The sequence below is a fragment of the Rhizobium sp. N731 genome (genome assembly GCF_001664145.1).
In the GTDB taxonomy this organism is placed as follows: domain Bacteria; phylum Pseudomonadota; class Alphaproteobacteria; order Rhizobiales; family Rhizobiaceae; genus Rhizobium; species Rhizobium esperanzae.
Genome location: NZ_CP013601.1, coordinates 3,295,402 through 3,316,788, shown reverse-complemented (window position 1 = coordinate 3,316,788; position 21,387 = coordinate 3,295,402). Strand labels below are relative to the sequence as shown.

The following is a 21,387-nucleotide window of genomic DNA, read 5'->3' as shown; positions in this document are numbered from 1 at the left end:
AGCGGGCTGCAGGCCCATCCGGAGTGCTTCTTGCCCTTGCGGGAATGGAGAGTATTGGCGGAATTAGAAAGCATCATGCCTTATTGCCTCGTCACGGGGTCTGCGACATCAAAGGGCGCTGGCCGTCTTCTTGGAAAAATCCTGCTTCAGCCGATCCAGCTCGACCAGCATTTTCTCGTGGGCTCTTACGATAGCCTCGTCGGAGCTGAGCTGTCCTGGCTTCTCAGCCACCCGCTGCAACGTCTTGACGGTCGAGCCGAAAACATAGTTGCCGGTCAGCTGCCGGATGCGGCGGTGACGGAACGTGATGTTCTTCAACAGGTATGTGTTTTTCCGCACCAAAGATGCGCCTGCTTCGACGAGGTTCGAGGGGCCGATCGGATCGAAATCGATCTCCAGATCGAGCGCACTCGCCCAGTCATGCCACTTGGCGCGATTGCCCGGCGCGATCGGCCGGATCGCCCGCCACGGAACGCGCAGCGCATCTGATATAATGCAGCCATGCATTGCTTCGGAGACGACCTTCTGCGATGCGCTGAGTTCGGTCAGAACCTTTTCCACCGACCAGCGGGGATCGATATAATGGATGCCGGCGAGGTCGCAGACCTTGTCCCAGCTGCCGTACATGGCGCTTTCGTAGTGCGGCATAAAGGAGACGGGGTAGCGCTTCTCAACGCTCTTCGCATCCCAGCAGCTGCGCGTCAGGATGCCCGAATCGCCGATGGCGTAGCTCGGATCGATGCCGAGGACCTCGGCGGTCTTCTTTCCGCGCACGAAGTAGAAGGTCCAGTTGCCATCGACCTTCGGCGCGTTGGTGTAGCCGCCATAGCCCGAGCCGAAGACGATCTTCTGTATGTTCGGGTCGAAATTATCGTAGAGGATCGAACCGATGCCGAGAAAGAGCTGGCTCTCGTCGTCATTGAAGAAGCCGGGCAGCAGACGTTCCCAGAGCCAATGGTTCAGTTCGTCGCCGAAATTCTCGTGTTTCCCGCGATAGGCAAACATCTTCATCGTGCTTCTCCAGTCGGCAAGTGCGTCACGATCTGCGTGACCGTTTCGTCCTCGCGGGCCATGCGTCCGTAACGCGAAATGATCTTGATGTCGCTGCGGATTATCTTGGCCGGGTTGCCGGCCACGAGCGAGCGCGGCGGCACGCTCTTGGTCACCACCGAGCCGGAGCCGATGACGCATTCGTCGCCGATCTCCACGCCGGGCAGGATGATGCTGCGGGCGCCGATGAAGCAGCGTTTGCCGATCCTCGTGTGAAGGTAGAGCCCGCGTGTGAGGTCGTGGGTCAGGATGGCGGCTTCGAAGGCGACATAGGTTTCGGCGCCGATATGCAGTCCCTTCGGATTGGTCTTGTCGAAGCGCACGCTGAGTGAAAAGCTGGCGGTCGGATCGATGTCCATACCCCAGAATTTCGTATAATAGAGCCACTTGGCCTTAACGATCCCGTTCCGCAGCGGCCGAAATACGTTCAGTCCCCACTTCGGCTTCTTTCCTGTCTGCACCATCAAGTCCGACCCCGGCTGGAAAATTGGTCTAGTACGGAACTGTAATAGTCCTCTAGCATCCCCGTTTGACGACGTATGTCGAAGCGCTCGGCCACCAGAAGCGGTGCCCGCGCGCTGAAGGCTGTCCACAGGGACTGGTCGTTGAGCAGCCTTCCGACCGCTTCCGCCATGCCCGCGACATCCCGCTCCTCCACGAGATAACCAGTTTTCCCCTCTTCGATCGCTTCGCCCACGCCTCCCGAGCGGAATGCGACGACCGGAGTACCGACGGCTTCGGCCTCCAGATTGGCGAGGCCGAAGGCTTCCGCGTGACCATTGTCGAGCGTCACGCTGCCATGAAGATAGAGTTCCGCACTGGCGAGCAGATCCCTTATCTCTGTCTGCGACAGATTTTCATGGATCGTGACGCTTGGCAAGGAACGGCGCGCCAAGGCCTCGATTTCCTCCTTCAATGGTCCCTGTCCGACCATGACGAATTCAACCGGGGTGCCGGCGGCCGCCACGCGTGAAAGCGCGTCGATCATGAAGCGGTGGCCCTTATAGTCGACGAAACGGGCAATGGAAACCACCAGCCCCTTTTTTCGTGGACGCGGCTCCATTTTGAAGAGATCGAGATCGATGCCGATGTGATGGCGAAAGACGCGGTCGGCGCGGAAGCCGAGCGCCAGCAGCCGCTCTCGGATGAAATCGGAAACGGCGATGTTCCAGCTGTTCCAGCCTGCCATCTCGCTCCGGCCCTTGGCGAAGAAACGCACCTGATTGAAGCCCCCCGGTTTTTTCGGATCGCCGCGATAGGTGGCGTCGAAGCCATGAAACGTCGTGACGAGCGGCTTGCCGGCGGCGCGCGCGAGCGGACCGATGACATAGCCGTTCTTGCCGAAATGGGCATGGACAAGATCGGCTTGGCTGATCGCGGGAAAGAGAAAAGGCAGGCCGACCTGCGGGATTTTCAGAAGCAACTCGCCGGCCCGCGCAACGGGAGACCGACGAATGTCATGAACCGGGACAGTCGATTTTTTTGTATGGGCGGAAGAGATTCGCGAACCGGCAAGAATTTCAGCTTCGAAGGAGCGAAACGCCACTGCCTGGTTGAGAACAAATGCCTGGCTGGCAGGCAAAAATTTTTCCACGTAAATAACGGCTTTTCTCATGAATCTGTTCGCGTCTCCACTGTCTTGGCGATCACATTGCCTCTATTGCCCGCTTGATGCCGTCAATCGAACTTCTCGGATCGTTGTTTTCGTCGTAAAGATTAACGCGCTTCGTGCATGCCGCGCCGGGGTTGGTGTCCTTCTCGTCAAGCCCGCCATATTTCTCCGACATGCCCCAAACGGTGGCGCCTTTCAAGTCACCACGCTCGGCTGCGATGGTGATCACGTCACCGAAAATCTCGGCATAGGAGACCGGCGTGGAGCTTTCTTCGCGGTTGAGGAAATGGCAGGACGCATCGAGTTCGGTGATAAAAACCCCGACACCCATATCCTTCAGTGTTGCACAGAATTGGCCCATTCCCTCCGGATCGATCCGATCGAGACCGGGGCGGAAATGCGATTGCAGCCCGACGGCGCCGATCGGCGTCTTTCTGGCGACGAGATTCTCGACAATCTTCAGGATGCGTGCACGCTTCTGTTCGAACACCTCGGATTTTTTCTCCAGGTGCGTCTCGTTGAGAACCAGCATCGCGTCGGGATTGGCCTCGTGTGCCATGTCGAAGCTCATGCGGATATAGTCGTCGCCAAGAAGGCGTCGGAAAACGCAGTTCCGCAGATCCGGCACATCATATTCCAACGGCTCGTTCACCACATCCCACGCATCGATCGACTTCTTATAACGAGCGACAATCTGTTTTATATGACGGTTCATCGCCGCCCGAATGGTCGCAGCGTCGGTGATGGCGGACACCCAGTCGGGCGTGCGATACCAGACAAGCGTGTGTCCATAAACCCTCATGTTGTTTTTGCGTGCAAACGCAACGATTTGATCGGCGGGGCCGAAGGAAAAGACGCCTGGCATCTTTTCCGTTGCATTCCACTTCAGCTGATTTCGCGGCGTTACCGAATTGACGTTGTCGATGTAGATCTGCGACGCGATCGGATTGCCTACATCCTCCGGATCGATCGCCGAACCGAATCGAAACGATTTTCTGTCGGCCAGGGCGCGCAGCCCCGCGGACGGCGGCACCTGCGCCAAAGCCTGACCCGCGCGGGCATATAACAGGGCGAGCGGAACGGAGGCGAGGAAACGTCTTCTATTCATTCTTTCTCTCACTGTTGGCTGTGTTTAACGTCTTCGGCGGAATCGAAGGGCCAAGCTTGCGGATTACGATCCGTCGCGGCTTCGATCTTAATTAATACATCGGCACAACTTCCGATGTATTCTCAGCGGCGTGGATGACGACGGCAATTTTAGACTTCTCTGCGTAATCCAAGATATTAAACCGCTGCGGAGGGAGCTCGTTATGGAAGGTTGGTTTAACTATCTGATGAGCTATGCCGCTTTTTTTATGGCGACTGTTCGCAGCGGCGTATCCCCTTTTGACGACCGGCAGTTCGCGGCGTTTGTTCTCGGCGTTGTCGGCACCATTCTCATCCTGTTCGGCGCGCTCGTCAGAACCTCGTTGCGATTGCGTCGATCGGCACGCGTCGTTCGCTCGCTCAACGACGAACTTGCGCAGGCTATTCAGGACCTCAATGTAGAGCGTCTCTGGCGTCTGGCCGGCGGCCGAACGGCCAAGTCCAGACAGCTTGACGGAGCTTTACAGGATCCTGTCCCGGCATCACGGTGATGCAGGTCGCATCGCCTGAAGTGCGCCGCATGCGGCTCTAATTGCGATTTACTGCCGGCGGCTCTTGATGGGGAAGTTCCGGCTGCGTGCGGTTGGCCGCAATTGTGGGCTCTGGCACGGGAAGCCATGTTCTGCCGGAAAAGTAATTCCTCGCCCTTTTTTGGGGGCCCGACGTTGCATCCAGCGAGAGGGTAAAATTGTAGCGCTGCGGATTGAGCACTTCGTGGGTGAAGGCGATGTTGGCTCCGAAGCCGTCTTCCTTGACATCCTTCAGGTTTTTGATCGCATTCAGGGTCTCATGAAAATCGAGCCATTGCGGTTGACGCAGCATGGTTTCGAAAATGCGCAGGATAGCCGGATCGAGCTGGCCATTCTGATCCGTTCCGGGGTTGACGATCTTCACGCGCATACTGCTGATCGTGCCGGCGGCATCGCCACGAACAATGACGAAGATGGAATTCGCAAGCTGATCCTTTTCACGCTTGGCGCTGTGCTCGTAAACGCATTCGAACGTGTCGGCATTGAAGCTGGCCGCCGCCCATTCGCTGGTCTGAACGCCCGCTTGACGCAGCGCCGCGCACATTGCAGGCCCGGATATGCGCCATGTGCGCAGAAAGGCCGACGCGGTCTGTGCCACGGGCGGTTCGGTGGCATGCAGGGGAAGCTTATAGACCGCCGGCGGCGCCGGTCTTGCTGGAGCTTTGGGCGGCGGCGGCTTAACCTCAGGGGGGAAAAGGTCGAAGCCGAAATAATGGCCAACCGCCTTTAAATGTTTCATGTCGTTGGACAGAAGCACCGTTCCGATGACCAGCGAGAGGGAAATCGTCAGCAACAACCAGAAGGTCACGGGAATCCGCGGTTTTCCTGCCGGCTGTTTCGCATATGCGGGCGACGAATTATCGGGCAAGCTTGTCTTCTCCGGCACGCGAGAAGGATTTCGTTGGTCTGTCTGGATCCCGTCAGTATACATGATCCGGTTAAATATCTTTTGGCTTCGTGTCTGCAACCAGGGCCCTTTCATCCGCGCCCTCATGAAAAGCGCGCGATCGGTTCGCCGAGAGCGCTTCAGCAGCATTTCAGCCGAGAATTTCCAATGAAGCGTTCGGCAATTCGGCGAGGGGTATTCGCTGATCTTGCCGCTTCTGTGGTCACGTAAAGGGGCGTCGTCCAAACTGGATTGAAATAAATTCGAGTTTTTTGAAAAGATTGTTGAATTGACATAAGTATTTTCATCCACAGGTCGAGAAACTGAAGATATTCAGTGTAATTACGGGGGGAGTGCACTCAAGTTCTGCCATTCTCTCGCGCATGGCGTTTAAATTTTTGTGAGAAATTTCAAATTATGCTTCCAAAATATTTATCGGATGACGACTTTCGGCGAGTTCGATCAAATTTTCGACGTATTAATCGATAGGGATTGCGCTGCAACAGCAGAAAGGAGAGACCATGTCCATCGAGCTAGACGCAACCACCTACGTTCACGCCAAGCCGACAACTGCACATTCCTACATCTTGCCCAAGATCTTCGATGTGCTGGAGGATCATTTCGATGGTTCTGCGAAAAATGACGTCTTCGATCTCGGATGCGGCACCGGCGGGGCCGCCGCGGCTCTTACGAAAGCAGGATATGATGTCGTCGGCGTCGATCCCTCCAGCGACGGAATCGGCAAGGCCAATATCCGTCATCCCGGACTGGCGCTGAGCGTCGGCTCGGCCTATGACGACCTGGCCCGGGATTATGGCAGTTTCAGTGCCGTTATCAGCCTGGAGGTCGTCGAGCATGTCTACGATCCGAAGAGCTTCACCTCGACGATGTTCGATCTCGTCAAGCCGGGCGGCATCGCGGTGATATCGACGCCCTATCACGGTTATCTGAAGAATCTTGCACTGGCTGCGACGGGAAAAATGGATGATCACTTCATGCCGTTGAAGGATCATGGGCATATCAAGTTCTGGTCGAAAAACACATTGCGCACACTGTTGCTGGAGACCGGCTTCGATAACGTCCGTTTCGAATATGTTGGAAGAATTCCTGCCTTTGCCAAATCAATGATCGCCGTCGCCGACAAGCCGCTTTAGACGGTCGGCGCGACATTGCGCCGTTCGCCGCAGTAGTCCGGAGGTTGTTTCTACTGCATGCTGTGGTGAAAAAAACCGTGATGAAATATTTACTTTTAGTTGCATTCTTGCTTAAACTCTCCATTATACAGCGGGCGTATTGATGAAGCGGGAGACTTAAGCAGATGAAGGCCAAATCGCCGAATTCCATCGATGTCTATGTTGGCAACCGCGTGAGAGTTCGGCGAAAGACGCTCGGCATGACCCAGCATGGTTTGGCCGAACTTCTTGGCATCACTTTCCAGCAGATTCAAAAATACGAAAAAGGAACGAACCGGATCGGCGCCAGCCGCCTTCAGCGCATTTCCGAGATCCTTCGCGTGCCGGTCGGCTTCTTCTTCGAGAACGGCGGTTCTGGGCCGATCGAAGGCGAGACGAGCGAATTGAACAAGTTTTTATCCTCGAAGGAAGGGCTCGCGCTCAATAAAGCGTTCATCGCCATCGAAGATCCCAACATCAGGCAGAAGCTGGTGGCCTTGGCCAAAAGTCTGGCGATGACGGGATTGCCCGACGTCGATAGCGACCTGCAGGATCCGGTTGTACACAACTGAGGATGGACCGTGCTTCATCTGCAGACATTCGGCGATCTGCGGCTGACTGAGTCGGATGGCGAGCCGGTTCGCTATCCGGTCAAAGGTCTGTTGATGATGGCCCACATCTATGCGGGTGCGAGCCATGAACTCAGCCGTTATGAGCTGGCCCAGTTTCTATGGAGCGACGTTGAGCCCGAATTGGCGCGGCTCAATTTGCGCAAAATGCTGTCCCGCATCCGCGAGATGGACTGCGGACGCACCGACATAGCTTTCGATTTCACTGCCACGACGGTGTGCCTCAACAAGCAGGTGGTTTCCAGCGATCTGGATGTCTTTCGAGCCGGCGGCCCGCCGCTGGATCGATTACAGGCGATCGCCGAAACGACGCAGCGCGGCTTCATCGGAAATATCAAGCCGGCGACAAAGCAGATAGATGCTTGGATCAGGGCGCAGCGGGACGCCCATGCGCTGCAATTGCGTCAAGCATTGCTGGAGGCGTTGCCTGATGTGCAAAAGCCGGGCGCGGCGCGCATCATTTCCAGCGCCGCCCTGCAAATCCTCGAGCGGGATCCGAATGACGAGCAGGTCAGGGCATTGCTGCATCGGCTATCCGGCAGCGCATCGTTCGGCGAGAGATTGCCGGAGAGCGGCGGCCAAGCAAGGGTGGAGGTGAAGCGTCCCGAGCCCGGCAGCCAGTCGGCCGATATCGAACGCATATCGCCGATCCCGCGGATCCTTCCCCGTCTGGTGTTGCTTCCCCCGACGGCGAAGCACGCCGATGCCGGACTTGCACTTGCCAATGCCCTGATCGAAGACGTCACAATCGAACTTTGTGCGCTTCGGCATATTTCCATCGTCGCTCCGCATACGGCCGGACAGATCCGCCGCGACTCCGAAAAAGCGGCGGTGGTCGCCAAGCACTCGATCACGTATCTTCTCGACACCCGATTTTCCGAAGAGGGATTGTTCGCCCAGCTGATCTATTTCCCCACGGATGAGATCGTCTGGGCCAATCGCTTTAAGATGAACCCCGATATATTGCCGCGTCACAGGCGGGTTATCGCCCAGCAGTTGACCGAGTCGGTGGCGCGTGAGCTGGCTGAAAACGAGGAGGAACGGCTACGTTTCGAAGCCAATCCTGAGGCCTATCACGCCTATCTCGTCGGCTCCAGCCTGATGAGCAAGCTGACACTGCCGCATATCCGCCGGGCAAGGAAGGCGTTCAAGCAGTCGCTGTCGCATAGGTCGGATTTCTCGCCGTCATTTACCGGGCTGGCAAGAACTTTCACCAGCGAGTGGCTCGTAACGGCGCAGGGAAACAATGAACTGCTGCACCTGGCGGAGCAGCATGCGCTTCGCGCAATCGAGCGAGATCCGGGATCGGCGGCGGGCCATCGCGAGCTCGGGGTCACCAGACTTTATCTTGGTGATGTGGATGCCAGCGTCGCAGCCCTTCATCTGGCGGAAGAGCTCAGTCCGCATTTTGCCGATGTCATCTACAGTCATGCCGACACGCTTGTGCATGCATCCCGCCCCGGCGACGCGCTCGCCAAGATCAGAAAGGCAATTTCGCTCAATCCGATCGCGCCTGACGCCTATCTCTGGTGTGCCGCGGGAGCAAGTTTCTTCCTGGAACAGTATGAGGAGGCCATCGCCTATGTCGAGGCGATGAAAGACAAAGCGCCGGCCCATCGTATCGCCGCGGCCAGTTGCGCAATGATCGGCGATCGAAAACGGGCACTGTTCCATCGGCAGCGCGCCGAAAGCATCAATCCGGTATTCGACGTCGAGAAGTGGCTCGCCATCGTTCCCTTCAAGGAGCACTGGCAAAAAGAGCTATATCGGGAGGGCCTGTTGAAGGCTGGTTTTTAACAATAGCTGAGGGGCATACCATGGCGAAAGCTGTCATTATAGGAATACCGGGCGAGGAAGGGCTTTGGCTCGCCGATCTCGATGCAGGCACCGTCAAACCGCTCAATCCGACGGGGGAATTGGCGACTGCGAGCAGCCTGCGCAAAGCTGGCGGCATATTCGTGAAGGGCGTCGATTTGGCCGTTGCCGTTTCGTCGGCGCAGATCGCGCTTTCCGGTCATGTCGACGGCTGAGCCCGCATTCTGACGGACCGGTCCACATATCCCGACAGGATCATATCGCCGCGGGAAACTCTTTCCCGCGTCGAGCCTTTTTTAGCTCGGTTCGGCATAACAAGGGTTGCACGACATACCGGGCTTGATGACATCGGAATTCCCGTCTGGTGCGCCTATACTCCGAATTCGCGCTCAATCGTGATTGCTCAGGGAAAGGGTCTGACCGACATCGACGCCAAAGTATCCGCCGTCATGGAAGCCGTGGAACGGGCAGTTGCCGGCGACCCTTTCGTCGATCTTGCCCGCAATACCTCGTTCGGTCTGCAGGCGATGGGGCACAAGATCGATCCGCTGAACTGCCTGATCGCCATGCATAAACCCGATCTCGGGCCGGACGAGGAGACGGAATGGGTGGCCGGGATCAATATCCTCACCGGCGAGACGATTCATATCCCTTTTGAAGCGGTGCTGCTCGACCGCACGCGCGATGCGCGATACTGGATGTCATCTGACGGCTTGGCATCGGGAAACAATATCGAGGAGGCCGTTTTCCACGGTGTGCTCGAGCGGATCGAGCGTGATGCGCATGTGCTATGGCAGGTTGGCGCGGAAAGGCATCGTTATGCCGGCTGCGTCGACCCCCGCGGCTTTCAGGACGATGCACTGACCGGGTTGATCGACAAGATCGAAAAATCAGGATTGGCGCTCAGGCTCTTCGATATCACAAGCGACATCGCCATTCCCTGTTTCACCGCCATTCTGGGTCCCTGTGATTCCGTTCCAGGCCAGCGGGATCGCCACAGCGGCAGGGACATTCGCCTTGTCGAGGTGACCGGCGGTACGGGAGCCCATCCGTCTCCCGTGCGCGCGGCCATCCGGGCGGTAACGGAAGCCGCGCAATCCAGACTCACCTATATCAGCGGAGCCAGGGACGATATTTCTCCCGCCACGTTCTCGAGATCCTTGCCGCCGCTGATGCGGCGAGCCTTCGACGCAGTTCCCGTCTCGCCGGCTGCCGGTCCTGTCCGCCACCGAACGTCAGGACATCGGGATCTGGCGTATTTGCTGCAGCATGTGCTGGAGGCTTTGCGCAACAAAGACATCGGTTCGGTCATCGCCGTACGCCTCAGCGACGACACGCTTCCCTTTGGCGTCGTCAAGGTCGTTATCCCCGAACTCGAAAATCCGGAAGGGCTGCGTGCTCGCCAGTTTGGAACAAGGGCGCTCGCGAGAGCGATAGGCTTTTGAAGGTCATTTTCGCGGGTCCCAGTCTTCCCGATGCAGCCTCACTTGCCGGCGAGGGGATACGCGTCCTGCCGCCCGCCACGCAGGGCGATGTTCTGGCTGTGGTGGAACAGGGTGCCAATGTCATCGGCCTGATCGATGGCGGTTTCGAATACGCTGCACCGGTCTGGCATAAGGAAATTCTCCATGCTCTTTCGCTTGGCGTGACGGTCCTCGGGGCGGCAAGCATGGGCGCGCTGCGCGCTGCGGAATGTCATTCATTCGGGATGATCGGGATCGGCCGCATTTTCGAAGACTATCGCACGGGTCGGCTGGTCGACGATGCCGCCGTTGCGCTCGTGCACGCGCCGAGCGCGCTGGGCGGCAAGCCGCTGACGATACCGCTCGTCAATGTCTGCGCTACGCTCGATGCCATGGAAAGGAATGACTTGCTCCCAGATCAACTGCGCCAAGTCATCGAAGACGCCGCGAGTGCAATATTCTTCAAGAGGCGAACGTGGCGGGCAATCGTCGAGCAATGCGCTGGCGTAGCCGAGCCGGATCGCCCGCACCTTCTGGCCACCCTCGTGTCGCATTCCGTTGATCAAAAACGCATCGATGCACTGGAATTGTTAAAGGTGGTGCAGTCGACCGCCGATATTCGCGTGAATGCCGATTTGTGCTGGAAACTGCGCGAAACCTGGTTCTCCACACCGTCCGCATTGTGAAGCAAAGACGACGATCGTCACCGAGAGTTGTGTCACGCTTTTTTCACGGGCTCGACCACGTCAGCCCGCGTATCATTCCTTCCATTCGTTGGAGAAATGGGCATGGGCGTGACATCGACTATTAAACTAGATGGAGATCTAGGGGCGAAAGACGCTCTGGACGAACTGGTCGCACTGGCACGGATGATCGCCTATGCGCGACAGGTTGCTCAGGATGTCAAACTGCAATTCGCGACGAATTGCCTCGACCTTGCTCTTGAGGCGGTGAAGCAGGAAGTCGGGGAGGGGCTGACCAGAGAGTTGGCCGAATTGAGTTCTCCGGTTCCCCTGGTGAGCATAAAAAGTCATTAGAGCGGGTGCGTCCTATCGGACGCACAAAGGACGCTTTAACAACACCCTGATCTATGAATCGCGCTTTCCGAAAATCGATTGCGGCTCCGGGCCGATGTGCCGGGCGGCGCCTCGCTGCTTCAAAACTTTGGATAACCCGTGAAAATTAACGTGGGCTTCGAGGTTATGGGCGCCTTGTACCGGTGATGGGTCGCGAATAGTGGGGCTTGATCGATTCAAAAGACGGGTGCTGCCGGGGAATACGAGCTGCCCTGCAGGCCCAATGTATCGGCAATCATCTGAATTGTTGGCTTCGAAGAGGTCCCCGGCATTTCGCGGGCCGCCGGACGCTCGTTCAGAACTTATTCGACGCCCTGCATAAAAGATAGGTTCAAATGAATGGTAAGCGGTTTCGTTGACGTTGTCTCCGGGCAAGGAGACGGCGACGATTCTCGTTTCAGCGGTCGTCTGCCGACCGGCCAGCCTGGCCGATCCCTGATCTCAATGGGTCAAATTGCGCTTCTGTGCCAGCAGTAAAATGTAATCGTCGGCAATGTCCGCTATGGCCATTGCGACTTCCGCCGGATCGCACCCCTCGACCTTCGTGTTTGCAATGAACTGATAAACCGCCTTCTCAATCTGTTTCCGGCAGATCATCACGCGTTCATCATAACCAAATTCCGGAATCTGCGATGCCATATCACTCATCAGGTCGGCTCCTCACTACTTGCAGTGACCATGACACAAATTATAAGTTGAGCAAGCAAATGCTTTATGAACGGTTAATTCGACGGCGGGTGCGACCATTTCGACACAGGTTTGGCCATAACCGGACATTCAGCCCGTTGAGTGAGGTGAGGTCTTTCGTGCTGGAGGGTTCATCGTTCCATGTCGGGGGAGCCGCTCGACCGAAGCTGGTCGTCTCCTAGGCTGCGGCTTGTCATTCCGAGGGTCTCGGATCATCAGGAGAACTTGTCATGATCAGTCGAAGGCTGCCCTTGTACCGGTGTGGCCAGTGGCGTGATGAACTGTGATAGTCCTTTGATTTGCCGGCATATTAAAGTTTCATTCGTCTCCAGATCATCATTCGTTGATGTGAATTGCGTCGCCAGGTCTTTGGAACCGGCCAGTCCGGACACTGTCGGGCAATCGGTCGTGGCCGCCTCGTTTACAATGCCGGCTAGTCACGCCGCTGCCGACAAGGCAAACGGAAATAACGTCGGCAGTTTTACTCTTTTCTGAAAGAATTCATCCCTGTTGGCTGCGGGGTACAAAATTTAACAATCCCATGGATGAGTAAAATATTAATAAAAATTTACCAAAAGGTAAAAATATCTATTTCATGTAAAAGTTGTATTTAAATATCTATTATAAGCTGAATGAGGTTTTTCTAATAATTGCTGTAGGATGTAGTGACTGAAAAAATAGTATAGACAATGTAACGGACTATAATAGATAATAATATCGCCTGCATGACGACTTCTTGCTATGTGCCGGGGTCGCTGAGTGGAAGCATTCGGAATTAATTGCAATGTTGGCCGAGACGATGCGTTGTAAAACGGGAGCCTTGGTCCTGTCGATATCGCGGATTTCTCGTCGTCCAACGCAGGATTCACTGTTTATTCTGCGCCAACCTTCGCAAAGTTTGAGGACCCGCCGGGGTGGTGACGGGTCCTCGGATAAGATTGCCTGCACAGTACGAAGATATGATTGCTGTTAAAGTCGATGCTGTCACGGATTATTGTTGGATAGTTATGTTTTTCCCACAATTTATTGTCTTCTCGTTATGCCAACGTTTGTATTTTTTGAAGTTTGTACTTCAAAATAATGAGATGGTCGCCAGCGGAGTGGAAAGTGCCGGCCTTCCGAAGCATTTTCGTTCTCTCTCGATTGGCGGAGATTGCTCTATCTTCGCGAGGTCGCAACGGACTCTCCGCCGCACCGGTCGATCTTCGATAAGCGCCGGAACAAGGCCTTCGTCCGGAAGCGTGACCATCCGCCGACCAGCGGGATAAGGGGATCTAGTTCCTCGAATTTCTTAAAATACTTCTGCTTTGATTGCCTGGCCGGCCGGACTTTGGCCAAAGCCCTGTTTGTGGCTCTGTTGGCTTTTGAAAAGATCAGTTTGATTATGACGGCCACAGCAAGCAGGGGGCTATGATGATAGATGTGCCTAAGCGAGGTGGCGGCGCTGTGCCAATCTTTCAACGCTGCAAATTTTGAGAATGCATAAAGGTGAGCCGAGGTGTGGGCGCAGCTGACGACGAAAGCGGGAAGTTCCGGGTTGCGGGAGACACATTGCTCGGTCACTGCCAAAAGCGACCGCGCCATTCGAGACCTGTCGGCAGACATGGCTGCGGAATGAACGCGATAGCCCACCAGACCGAGTGGCACCGCCTCGATCTTGAAATGCTCGGCGGTGCGGAGTTCGAAATCGAAGTCTTCGCATCCTCCAATTCCTCGATCGGCATAGCTCGGATCGTAGCCGCCGATTTTGTCTATGACGGCGCGGCGCACCATGAAGCCGCTGCCATTGCCGACAAAGCGGAAGACGAGGTGGCGAATGAGGATGGATTCCCGAGCGTTGAGCGAAGAGCCGGACTTCGTGCAATATCCCTCGGAATCGACGAAACGGTGAAGGGCATATACTGCACCCCACGCGTCCGGCAGGGGATGGAGCGCTGACAGCATCCTTTCGACATAAGTGGGGTGCCATAGGTCATCCGCGTCGATGAAGGCTATATAGCTGGACCTGGATGCCTCGATCCCGGCATTGCGCGCCGCGGCTACACCGCGATTTTCGGTCGACAGGATCGTGATCCTCGGATCAGCTGCGGCGAACTCGCGACAGATCGATGCGGTATCGTCGGTGGAGCCGTCGTCCACGACGATGATTTCGAGTGCCGAATGGGTCTGGTCGACAACCGATCGAAGTGTGGCGGCGATGAACTCTTCGGCATTGTAGGCAGGGATGACGACTGCCACCGTCAATCCGGATAGAGGCTCAGCCGCCATAGAGCAACCCATCCGCTGTTGTGGCCGGACGCAGGTCGATCCGGTTCTTCATCAACCTTGCGACCGACGGGCGATGGCTGACGACGATCAGGGTCCGGCCGTCATATTCCCTGAGCAGTAGGGAGAGCACGCGCCCCTCCGTCTCCTCGTCGAGTGCGCTGGTCGCTTCGTCCAGGAGCAATATGTCGGGCCGACCGGCCAGCGCCCGCGCCAGACCGATGCGCTGTCGTTGCCCACCCGAAAGCCGGATCGCTTCGTCGCCCAGCCATTCGTCGAAGCCGTAGGGCAGATTCTCGATGAATTCGGTGGCGCAGGCCATATCTGCCGCCCAGCGGACATCCTCCTCAAGGATGTCGCGACGGAAGCGGATATTGTCGAGGACGGAGCCATCCATAAGCTCGACGTCTTGGCCCGAGACCGCGAGCAGGCGCAGCCAGCTGGATCGCTCGATAGTCGAGAGGTCCTTGCCATCGATCGTGATCCGGCCTTCGGTCGGCTGAATAAGGTCGAGGAGCATGTTGATGATCGTCGTTTTGCCGGAGCCGCTGGGTCCGGTCAGAGCCGTGGTCTCGCCTGCCCTGATCGAGAAGCTGGCATGACGCACGGCAGGCACTCTGGCCTCTTCGTAGAAGAAGGATACATCGTGGAAAACGATCTCCTGTTTTAGATGTCGCAGTTCCTCTCCGCCTGCAGTTTTCCTGGCGTCGTCCTGTTCCGCGATCAGCGCGAGCACGTTTTGCAGTGAGGCTTCGATTTCATGCAAGCGCAGCAGCTGGGAATCGAATTGCTTGATATGTGGCTGGAGCCTGTAAAGAAGTATCGTGGCAGACAGGGCGGCCCGAAAATCGACCGGCAGGACCTGCGAGGACAGGATGATCGTCAGGATCACCCCGAATGTCAACGTTTCGCTCAGAAGCGACGTTGCTGCCCCCATCCGATCCGAACGGCGCCAGGTTTCCCCCACTGTCTTGGACAAGGTTTCGAAAATACCTTTGTGGTCGTCTTCCAGACCGAAGCTCTTCACCGCCTTTAACGTCTGCAATGTGGTCCAGCTCAGATGGGTCAATTCTTCCAGAGCCGAAAGACTGGCGGCGCCAAGACGGCGATAGGCAGCTGCAAACAAGCCGAGGCTGAGGTTATGGACGACGCCGAACATCACCGCGAGCACAGCAATCGGCCATGCCATTACGAGCATTCCGACCCCGAAGATGATGATGGTCCCGAGACTGATTCCCAGGCGCACAAGGCCGGTATGAGCTGAGGCCACGGAATAGGATTCGGTGGCGATGACATTGATCAGATCGCTGCGCTCATAGCGTTGAAATCGCTGGAAGGGGATCGTCAGAATCTTTGCATAAAGACGGTGACGAATACTCTCGCTGATCTGATGGCTTACGGTGCTTGCGATGATGTCGTTGACGAAGCCCAGAATGATCCTCAGGATGATCGCGCAGATCAGCACGGCGACTAGCATCGACTTCGTGATGGAAGATTCCAATCCGCCAAAGTATGCCGGTAGCCAGGCGACGGACCCGGAAGCAGGGCTTTGTTGGCTGAGGGCAAAAACGAGGCTGACCAGCAAGGTTATCCCCACCATTTCCGATAGCCCGGTCAGGATACCGATGACGATCAGGACGGAGGTTTTCAACCGGAGCGAGGGAACGAGCTCCAGAAGTTCGCGGAAACGCGCTGCGACAATAACGTTGAAGGCGCCCCACGACCTGCGGAGAACGGGTTTCCGTAGCGTCATCATAAATGATCCATCCGGGACTTGATGAGCTCGCCTGTCCTTATTGTCGGCGTGGCTGCGACAAGGTCGTAAAACGACGTGCCGCTGATGGGGAGCGCCACGCTTTTCGGAGCCGCCCCTTTCGGCCACGCGTGCGACCTACGACGTATCCGTTTCAACAGTTTCCTGCGCTGCCGCTTCGCTTGGCCCCACAGATGCCTGACAGCCTGGCCGACAAGCCTTGACGGGAATCTCCTGACAAGGAGAGACGCCACTTTCCTGACCTGCCCGTAGTTGCCGCCGGCAAACGCCTTCTTGAAATACCAGCACGCCGTGTGGAATTCCGCCCGGGTGGCGGCGGCGGCAAGATCGGGATGGCGCCGCTTCACGTCTGCCATCACCAGAGCGTGGGATTTCAGCATGCGCGAGGCGTTGCTCGACATGTTGCCTGCGGTAAAACGATAACCGGTCAGGAAATCGGGAGCCACTGCAAAGGGTAGTCTTTCAGCCAATGCGAGATAGAGCTTCAGGTCCTCGCATCCCTCGGCTCCCTGATCACGCAGGGCAGAATCATAACCCCCGCATGCCAGGACTTCCGCCCGCGGCATGAGGGGGGTGCTGCCGTTGCCGATGAAATTTTCCCCGACCAATATTTCGAAGACATCGCCCTCATAGAGCACGGGACCCGAATGGCTGAAAATCACGTCGTTCCCGTCGATTGCCGCGTACCAGTTGTAGGCGACGCCGTGGCCTGTCGACAATTTCCCGAGCGCGCGGACTTGCATCTCGATTTTTAGAGGGTGCCAGAGGTCATCGGCATCGATCGGTGCGATGTAGCTGCCGCGGGCCTCTTCTATACCGTAGTTGCGGGCAAGGGCGACGCCGCCGTTTTGTTGGCGAAGGACACGAACGCGCGGGTCAGAAAGGCGATATTGTGTCGCCAGTTCGAATGTTTCGTCCCGCGATCCATCGTCCACGACGAGTATCTCGAGGTGTTCATAGGTTTGGGCCGAGACGCTTCGCAGCGTTTGCACGAGGGTCGCTTCCGCATTGTACGCGGGAATGATGACGGTCACCAAAGGAGGGTCAATGATCATGGCATTATCCGATAAAGGCGTTGGGATGACCCATCAGTTCGGCAAACGCCGTGATGGGTAAATCGCCGCGTACCTCAAGGCGCGGGAGTGACAGCAGCTTGTCCGAAAAGCCCGCTTTTGCAGGCCTGGTGGTGAAGCCAATTTGATATCCCGCCTCGGCCAGAATTCCGGGAACACGGAAATCGGTGCAGCCGAAGGGGAGAGCGATAGATGTCGTGGCCGCGCCGAGCCGGTTCTCCAGCGTCTTGCGAGAATGAACCGCTTCGGCCAGTAGCGTGGCGTTATCCAGCGCACTCGCCGGCGTGTGGGTTTCCAGATGAGACCCAAATCGGATGCCCTTTCGATGGAGATCCTCAATGTCGTTCCAAGACATTAGGGGGGCTGGCTCACCGTAAGCGGCATCCCAATCCGATCGGCCGCCCACTTTGTCCGTCACGACGAAGACGTCGGCGCTGAAGCCGTTCTCTACAAGGATGGGATAGGCTTCGGTAAAAAAGTCGAGATAGGCATCATCGAAGGTCAGGACGACCGGCCGCCCCTGTATCGGCTTTCCCACCTGAAGCAGATGGGCCAGCGCATCGGCCGTCAGCCCATAGTAGCCCTGCCGCCGGAGAAACTGCATCTGCTGGCGGAACATCTCCGGCGCGATCCGGAAACGCCGCAGCCGATCGGGACCTTCGCGCGCGATTCTGTGATACATCAACACCGGGATCGAGGTCGTCACTTCGTTCGACCACGCCGCCGCTCGTTCGACACCGGCCGGTCCCCAGATGATGTTTTTGGCCACCTCCGTGTCCAATGGGACACCGTGCCGTTCAATCCGGATTGTGTGTACGGACGTTTCACGCTTGCGGAACCGATGAATGGCGTAAAGCTCGGTCTCGATCGTTTCTTCCAGGGTAAGGTCCGGCAGGTTCGAAAAGACTTTCCTGATGGTGCCGACACCGAACGGATTGTCCCAATCGAAACCGGTCCTTTCGGGCTCGTCTCGCCGGAGATGGGCGTGAGCGGTAATCAGACAGCCGCCTGGCTTCAGTGCTGCGGCAATCTTTCGGCAGACCCGCTCCAAGACCTGTTCGTCATCCATGTAATAGAGGACTTCCGAGCAGACAATCAGGTCCTGTCCGCCAGGAATCTCGTCGCCTGCGAAGTCCAGGACACGAAACTCGGCATTCCCCCACTCTCGGCACCGCTCGGATGCTCTTTCGATCGCACGACGCGAGATGTCCGTTGCCGTCAGCGTCCCGACCTTTTGCGCAAGCTTGGCGGAGAATATCCCCTCCGCACAGGCAAGTTCCAATGCCTTGCCTATCCCTTCCGGGACAAGGCCCAGCGTCTGCTCGTATTTGACCTGTTCGTAGATCGACACGTAGTTCCATGGGTCGGGATGCTCAAAGACCCGTTCCCAATATTCCTCTTTGGAAGCGGCCTCTGACAAAAGGGCTTCCTTTCCCGTTTTTTTTCCGCGGCGCTCGGCTAACACCGCGCCATGCAAGCGCTCATTCTGCCAATCTGCCTTCGAAAGGCGCTGGTCATCCGTTTCCCCGTCGCCTGCCAGAGATTTTATAAGAGCTGCGTCGCGCGTTGACTGGACAAGGCGGCCGAGGCGTCCCCGCCGTCGTCCTCCCCGACGAAGAATCCCAAGGAAGCCTCTATAGTTACGCAAGGTTTCGAATAACCAGTGGCGCGCATAGGCGAAGGTCCTGGGCGTGGGCAGCCGACCGCCTGCATGCATGTCCCGGACGATCAGGCGAACCAATGCGCCGACCGACAGATCTCCCCATAGCGGCCCCACGTGGGCACCGATATGTTTCTGTCCGGACGAAAGCTGCAGTACCAGCGTATCGGCGTCGACGGCCTTGGTAATCTTCGCGAGCTTGTTGACATCGACGCCCACAGCCTGGACGCGTCCGAGCTTAAAAGAACGCGAGACGGCTTCTGATGAAAGCCGCCAGGCAAGAAGCTGCTCTGTCTTTCGTGCGGTTCCGGCCAGCGAATGGCTTTCGATGAGGGCGAGGAGCCGCGCGACTGCCGGTGCCCACGAGTCCATCAGGTCGATCAAGGCGGCAGTATTCTCAACCGATTGGCCCGTCTGCAACCCATGAAGGATGGCCACTGCCATCATGTCTTCGTGGCCCGAGCCATCGGGAAATTCCGGCAGAAGCTCGGCCAGGTCCTTGGGATCGGTTTCCGCACAAAGATGCATCGACGCGATCCAAATGAAGACGCGAAGCTGGCTAAGGGCCGGCTTCGGCCAAGCGTCGTCCTCGCCCTGCGTCGGCAAGCTCCGCTCAACTTGCAAGGCCCGCGCCCTTTCCGTCACGACAATCGCGTCCCGCATCATCCTGATTGGATCGGACGACAGAGAGCCGGCCTTCATGCGATAGAAGGCCAGGCATTTGTCCACCCGCTGGAATCGAGCCCCGGCGAACGCCATGCGAAGCCAGAGATCCCAGTCCTCGCAGGTTTGTAATGTGACATCCATGCCGCCCAGTTCCGTAAAAAGGCGCTTGGGAAAGACTGCCGTATGAATGGCCAGAGCGCAAATTGACGAAAATTGTTGGATTGCACGATCTCCGGTAAGATCATGCGCCTGCTCGATCTTCTGCATCCGGCCGTCGGCCGTGACGCGGCGATAGCTGCAATGGGCGATTAGTGGCTGAGACTGGTTGCTGGCGATCGGCAGCATGCTTTCGTTAAAGGCGGGATCCAGCCAGTCGTCGGCATCGAGCATGCAGAGGAGAGGCGCAGCGGCAAGCTGAGCGGCTGCATTGCGTGCGGCGGCGGCACCGGCATTCGGTTGACGGTAAAGCGTAATCCGCCCGTCCGCGTTGGCAAGGCTTTCAAGGACCTCCCAAGTCCCGTCGGTCGAGCCGTCATCCACCACGACCGCCTGCCAGTTCGATATCGTCTGATTTTGCAGGCTGCCCAGACAATCCGACAGCGTACCGGCGGCATTATAGGCCGGGATGAGAAAGGAGATCGCAGGTCTCGACGCCGTCACCATGGCTGCATTTTCCAGCGGCCGAGAAGATAAAATGCGCCCTGCAGGCTCCCCAGAACCTCTTCCTTCAGAAAGAAGTTGTCCGAAGTCGCTCCGCGTTCGAGCCGCTTCGCGAACCTTTTGAGATGATACCAGGGGAGCGACATCAGCATGCGGCGCAGATTGCCCAGCTTGCCGGTGTTCTGGTACTGGATCAGCAGCGCAGCGACATGGCCTTTCATATATTGATGGATCTGTTTTGCCAGCCCTTCCATGTCCTTGCGGTGAAAATGCCACGAAACCGCGGTCGGCTCGTAGCGGCAAGTATGGCCATGATGGAGAAGCCGATCCCAGAATTCGGAGTCGTCCGAACACCCAGCCGCCCCCGCGCCGAGTCGGACGTCGAATAATCCGCATTCATCGAACACTTTGCGACGAAACGCCTGGCTTGCTCCTGCGCCGACCATCGACATGGGATTTTTATGCCGCTTATGCCGGCGATAGAAGTGCCGATCGAAGTCCCTGCGCCGATAGCCTCGGCCGAACCCCCAGTGTCTTTCGAATATCAGCTGCGCGGGCGTGGAAAGCTCTCCGGGAAGGACGAGGCCGGTGACGCACCCGATTTCGGGCTGGTCGAACCCCTTCATCAGGTTCTCGAGCCATCGTTCGTGAAGCACCACATCGTCGTCCGTGAAGGCGACGAATTCCGTCGTTGCCGCGCGCACGGCAGCGTTTCGGGCATAGTCGAGGCCGATCCTATCCTCACGGACATAGGTGGCGCCGGCTGCCTCTGCGACACGACGCGTGCCATCGCCGGCCGATGCGTTGTCGACAACGACGATCTCGACCGGCGGAAGAGATTGTCTGGGGATGGATGCCAAGCAGCGGGCCAGCTCGTCGGGCCGGTCCTTGGTGCAGATCAGAATACTGACGTCGTTATTTTTGAGCGGGATTTGCGCGACCTGATGTGCATGCTCGACCGTCTCGGGCTGCACGACGCGCAAGGCGAGTGCGGCCGTGTTCTCTGGCTTGTCGACATAGGCCTGTCCTACAGGAATGCCATCCGACAGAAAGATCACCAACCCCTCGGAAAGGGCGGATGAGCCGGTATCGACCTCGGCCGAGGCGAGATCCAGATAGCGAATTGGTACGGGAAAGCGGATGTCCTTCAGATCAGCCGGAATTGGTTCTCGCATCAACGCTCTCTCGATCGCACCCTTGAACCTTGCGCATCGGCCCTAGAT

18 protein-coding genes and 1 pseudogene are annotated in these 21,387 nt (G+C 57.3%); 8 read left to right on the top strand and 11 right to left on the bottom strand.

Annotation, left to right across the window (positions count from 1 at the left end; translation table 11 throughout):
• Positions 1 to 108: 108 nt before the first annotated feature.
• Genes pssM through AMK02_RS16240 form a run of 4 tightly spaced genes read right to left on the bottom strand, consistent with a single transcriptional unit; the run spans position 109 to position 3,770 of the window.
• Positions 109 to 1,011 carry an exopolysaccharide glucosyl ketal-pyruvate-transferase gene (gene pssM / locus AMK02_RS16255; protein WP_064804384.1) on the bottom strand — a complete coding sequence of 301 codons (903 nt, stop codon included), beginning with the start codon at positions 1,009 to 1,011 and terminating at the stop codon, positions 109 to 111.
• The gene (locus tag AMK02_RS32580) at positions 1,008 to 1,514 is read right to left on the bottom strand and encodes an acyltransferase (RefSeq protein WP_064804382.1); all 507 of its coding nucleotides are present in this window, start codon (positions 1,512 to 1,514) and stop codon (positions 1,008 to 1,010) included. Before AMK02_RS32580 ends, pssM begins: the two co-directional genes overlap by 4 nt.
• Positions 1,514 to 2,665 (bottom strand): glycosyltransferase, encoded by a 1,152-nt coding sequence (locus AMK02_RS16245; protein ID WP_064804380.1) that lies wholly within the window; start codon positions 2,663 to 2,665, stop codon positions 1,514 to 1,516. The genes AMK02_RS32580 and AMK02_RS16245 overlap by 1 nt, the downstream gene beginning before the upstream one ends.
• Before the next feature lie 31 nt (positions 2,666 to 2,696).
• Complete coding sequence (locus AMK02_RS16240) at positions 2,697 to 3,770, bottom strand: endo-1,4-beta-xylanase (protein ID WP_064804378.1); 1,074 nt, start codon at positions 3,768 to 3,770, stop codon at positions 2,697 to 2,699.
• Between the two features lie 202 nt (positions 3,771 to 3,972).
• Between AMK02_RS16240 and AMK02_RS16235 the strand changes: the two are divergent.
• Positions 3,973 to 4,318 (top strand): annotated as a pseudogene (locus AMK02_RS16235) (hypothetical protein).
• 18 nt (positions 4,319 to 4,336) lie between these two features.
• Here AMK02_RS16235 and AMK02_RS16230 read toward each other — a convergent pair.
• A complete protein-coding gene (locus tag AMK02_RS16230; RefSeq protein ID WP_064804376.1) occupies positions 4,337 to 5,206 on the bottom strand; it encodes a DUF6030 family protein in 870 nt (289 codons plus the stop codon).
• A gap of 539 nt (positions 5,207 to 5,745) precedes the next feature.
• Between AMK02_RS16230 and AMK02_RS16225 the strand changes: the two genes are divergently transcribed.
• The 7 genes from AMK02_RS16225 (at position 5,746) to AMK02_RS16195 (ending at position 11,340) form a co-directional block, all read left to right on the top strand.
• A complete protein-coding gene (locus AMK02_RS16225) occupies positions 5,746 to 6,378 on the top strand; it encodes a class I SAM-dependent methyltransferase (protein ID WP_064804374.1) in 633 nt (210 codons plus the stop codon).
• 164 nt (positions 6,379 to 6,542) lie between these two features.
• Positions 6,543 to 6,968 carry a helix-turn-helix domain-containing protein gene (locus tag AMK02_RS16220; protein WP_064804372.1) on the top strand — a complete coding sequence of 142 codons (426 nt, stop codon included), beginning with the start codon at positions 6,543 to 6,545 and terminating at the stop codon, positions 6,966 to 6,968.
• A 9-nt stretch (positions 6,969 to 6,977) separates the two neighbouring features.
• Positions 6,978 to 8,822: a hypothetical protein gene (locus AMK02_RS16215; RefSeq protein WP_064804370.1), complete on the top strand. Its 1,845-nt coding sequence runs from the start codon at positions 6,978 to 6,980 to the stop codon at positions 8,820 to 8,822.
• Positions 8,823 to 8,842: 20 nt separating this feature from the next.
• Positions 8,843 to 9,055 carry a hypothetical protein gene (locus AMK02_RS16210; RefSeq protein WP_064804367.1) on the top strand — a complete coding sequence of 71 codons (213 nt, stop codon included), beginning with the start codon at positions 8,843 to 8,845 and terminating at the stop codon, positions 9,053 to 9,055.
• Positions 9,056 to 9,097: 42 nt separating this feature from the next.
• The gene (locus AMK02_RS16205; protein ID WP_064804366.1) at positions 9,098 to 10,285 is read left to right on the top strand and encodes a YcaO-like family protein; all 1,188 of its coding nucleotides are present in this window, start codon (positions 9,098 to 9,100) and stop codon (positions 10,283 to 10,285) included.
• Positions 10,282 to 10,989, top strand: a complete 708-nt coding sequence (locus AMK02_RS16200; RefSeq protein ID WP_064804364.1) for a TfuA-like protein — start codon at positions 10,282 to 10,284, stop codon at positions 10,987 to 10,989. Before AMK02_RS16205 ends, AMK02_RS16200 begins: the two co-directional genes overlap by 4 nt.
• A gap of 102 nt (positions 10,990 to 11,091) precedes the next feature.
• Entirely contained in the window at positions 11,092 to 11,340 is a 249-nt protein-coding gene (locus tag AMK02_RS16195; RefSeq protein ID WP_064804362.1) for a hypothetical protein, read from the top strand.
• A 480-nt stretch (positions 11,341 to 11,820) separates the two neighbouring features.
• Here the strand turns inward: AMK02_RS16195 and AMK02_RS16190 are convergent, their stop codons facing one another.
• From AMK02_RS16190 to AMK02_RS16165, 6 genes are all read right to left on the bottom strand, one after another.
• Positions 11,821 to 12,027, bottom strand: coding sequence for a hypothetical protein (locus tag AMK02_RS16190; protein ID WP_004676311.1), 207 nt, complete (start codon positions 12,025 to 12,027; stop codon positions 11,821 to 11,823).
• Between the two features lie 1,197 nt (positions 12,028 to 13,224).
• On the bottom strand, positions 13,225 to 14,334 hold the full coding sequence (locus AMK02_RS16185) for a glycosyltransferase family 2 protein (RefSeq protein ID WP_064804360.1): 1,110 nt from the start codon (positions 14,332 to 14,334) through the stop codon (positions 13,225 to 13,227).
• Complete coding sequence (locus AMK02_RS16180) at positions 14,324 to 16,087, bottom strand: ABC transporter ATP-binding protein (protein WP_064804358.1); 1,764 nt, start codon at positions 16,085 to 16,087, stop codon at positions 14,324 to 14,326. Before AMK02_RS16180 ends, AMK02_RS16185 begins: the two co-directional genes overlap by 11 nt.
• Positions 16,084 to 17,160, bottom strand: a complete 1,077-nt coding sequence (locus AMK02_RS16175; protein WP_064804356.1) for a glycosyltransferase family 2 protein — start codon at positions 17,158 to 17,160, stop codon at positions 16,084 to 16,086. The genes AMK02_RS16180 and AMK02_RS16175 overlap by 4 nt, the downstream gene beginning before the upstream one ends.
• 4 nt (positions 17,161 to 17,164) lie before the next feature.
• Positions 17,165 to 20,167, bottom strand: coding sequence for a glycosyltransferase (locus tag AMK02_RS16170; protein WP_064804354.1), 3,003 nt, complete (start codon positions 20,165 to 20,167; stop codon positions 17,165 to 17,167).
• The gene (locus AMK02_RS16165; protein WP_064804352.1) at positions 20,161 to 21,339 is read right to left on the bottom strand and encodes a glycosyltransferase family 2 protein; all 1,179 of its coding nucleotides are present in this window, start codon (positions 21,337 to 21,339) and stop codon (positions 20,161 to 20,163) included. The genes AMK02_RS16170 and AMK02_RS16165 overlap by 7 nt, the downstream gene beginning before the upstream one ends.
• Positions 21,340 to 21,387 lie beyond the last annotated feature (48 nt).

Coding starts and splice junctions, on each gene's coding strand:
- pssM (WP_064804384.1), bottom strand. CDS start 1,011: ATGAAGATGTTTGCCTATCGCGGGAAACACGAGAATTTCGGCGACGAA.
- AMK02_RS32580 (WP_064804382.1), bottom strand. CDS start 1,514: ATGGTGCAGACAGGAAAGAAGCCGAAGTGGGGACTGAACGTATTTCGG.
- AMK02_RS16245 (WP_064804380.1), bottom strand. CDS start 2,665: ATGAGAAAAGCCGTTATTTACGTGGAAAAATTTTTGCCTGCCAGCCAG.
- AMK02_RS16240 (WP_064804378.1), bottom strand. CDS start 3,770: ATGAATAGAAGACGTTTCCTCGCCTCCGTTCCGCTCGCCCTGTTATAT.
- AMK02_RS16225 (WP_064804374.1), top strand. CDS start 5,746: ATGTCCATCGAGCTAGACGCAACCACCTACGTTCACGCCAAGCCGACA.
- AMK02_RS16220 (WP_064804372.1), top strand. CDS start 6,543: ATGAAGGCCAAATCGCCGAATTCCATCGATGTCTATGTTGGCAACCGC.
- AMK02_RS16210 (WP_064804367.1), top strand. CDS start 8,843: ATGGCGAAAGCTGTCATTATAGGAATACCGGGCGAGGAAGGGCTTTGG.
- AMK02_RS16195 (WP_064804362.1), top strand. CDS start 11,092: ATGGGCGTGACATCGACTATTAAACTAGATGGAGATCTAGGGGCGAAA.
- AMK02_RS16190 (WP_004676311.1), bottom strand. CDS start 12,027: ATGAGTGATATGGCATCGCAGATTCCGGAATTTGGTTATGATGAACGC.
- AMK02_RS16185 (WP_064804360.1), bottom strand. CDS start 14,334: ATGGCGGCTGAGCCTCTATCCGGATTGACGGTGGCAGTCGTCATCCCT.
- AMK02_RS16180 (WP_064804358.1), bottom strand. CDS start 16,087: ATGATGACGCTACGGAAACCCGTTCTCCGCAGGTCGTGGGGCGCCTTC.
- AMK02_RS16175 (WP_064804356.1), bottom strand. CDS start 17,160: ATGATCATTGACCCTCCTTTGGTGACCGTCATCATTCCCGCGTACAAT.
- AMK02_RS16170 (WP_064804354.1), bottom strand. CDS start 20,167: ATGGTGACGGCGTCGAGACCTGCGATCTCCTTTCTCATCCCGGCCTAT.
- AMK02_RS16165 (WP_064804352.1), bottom strand. CDS start 21,339: ATGCGAGAACCAATTCCGGCTGATCTGAAGGACATCCGCTTTCCCGTA.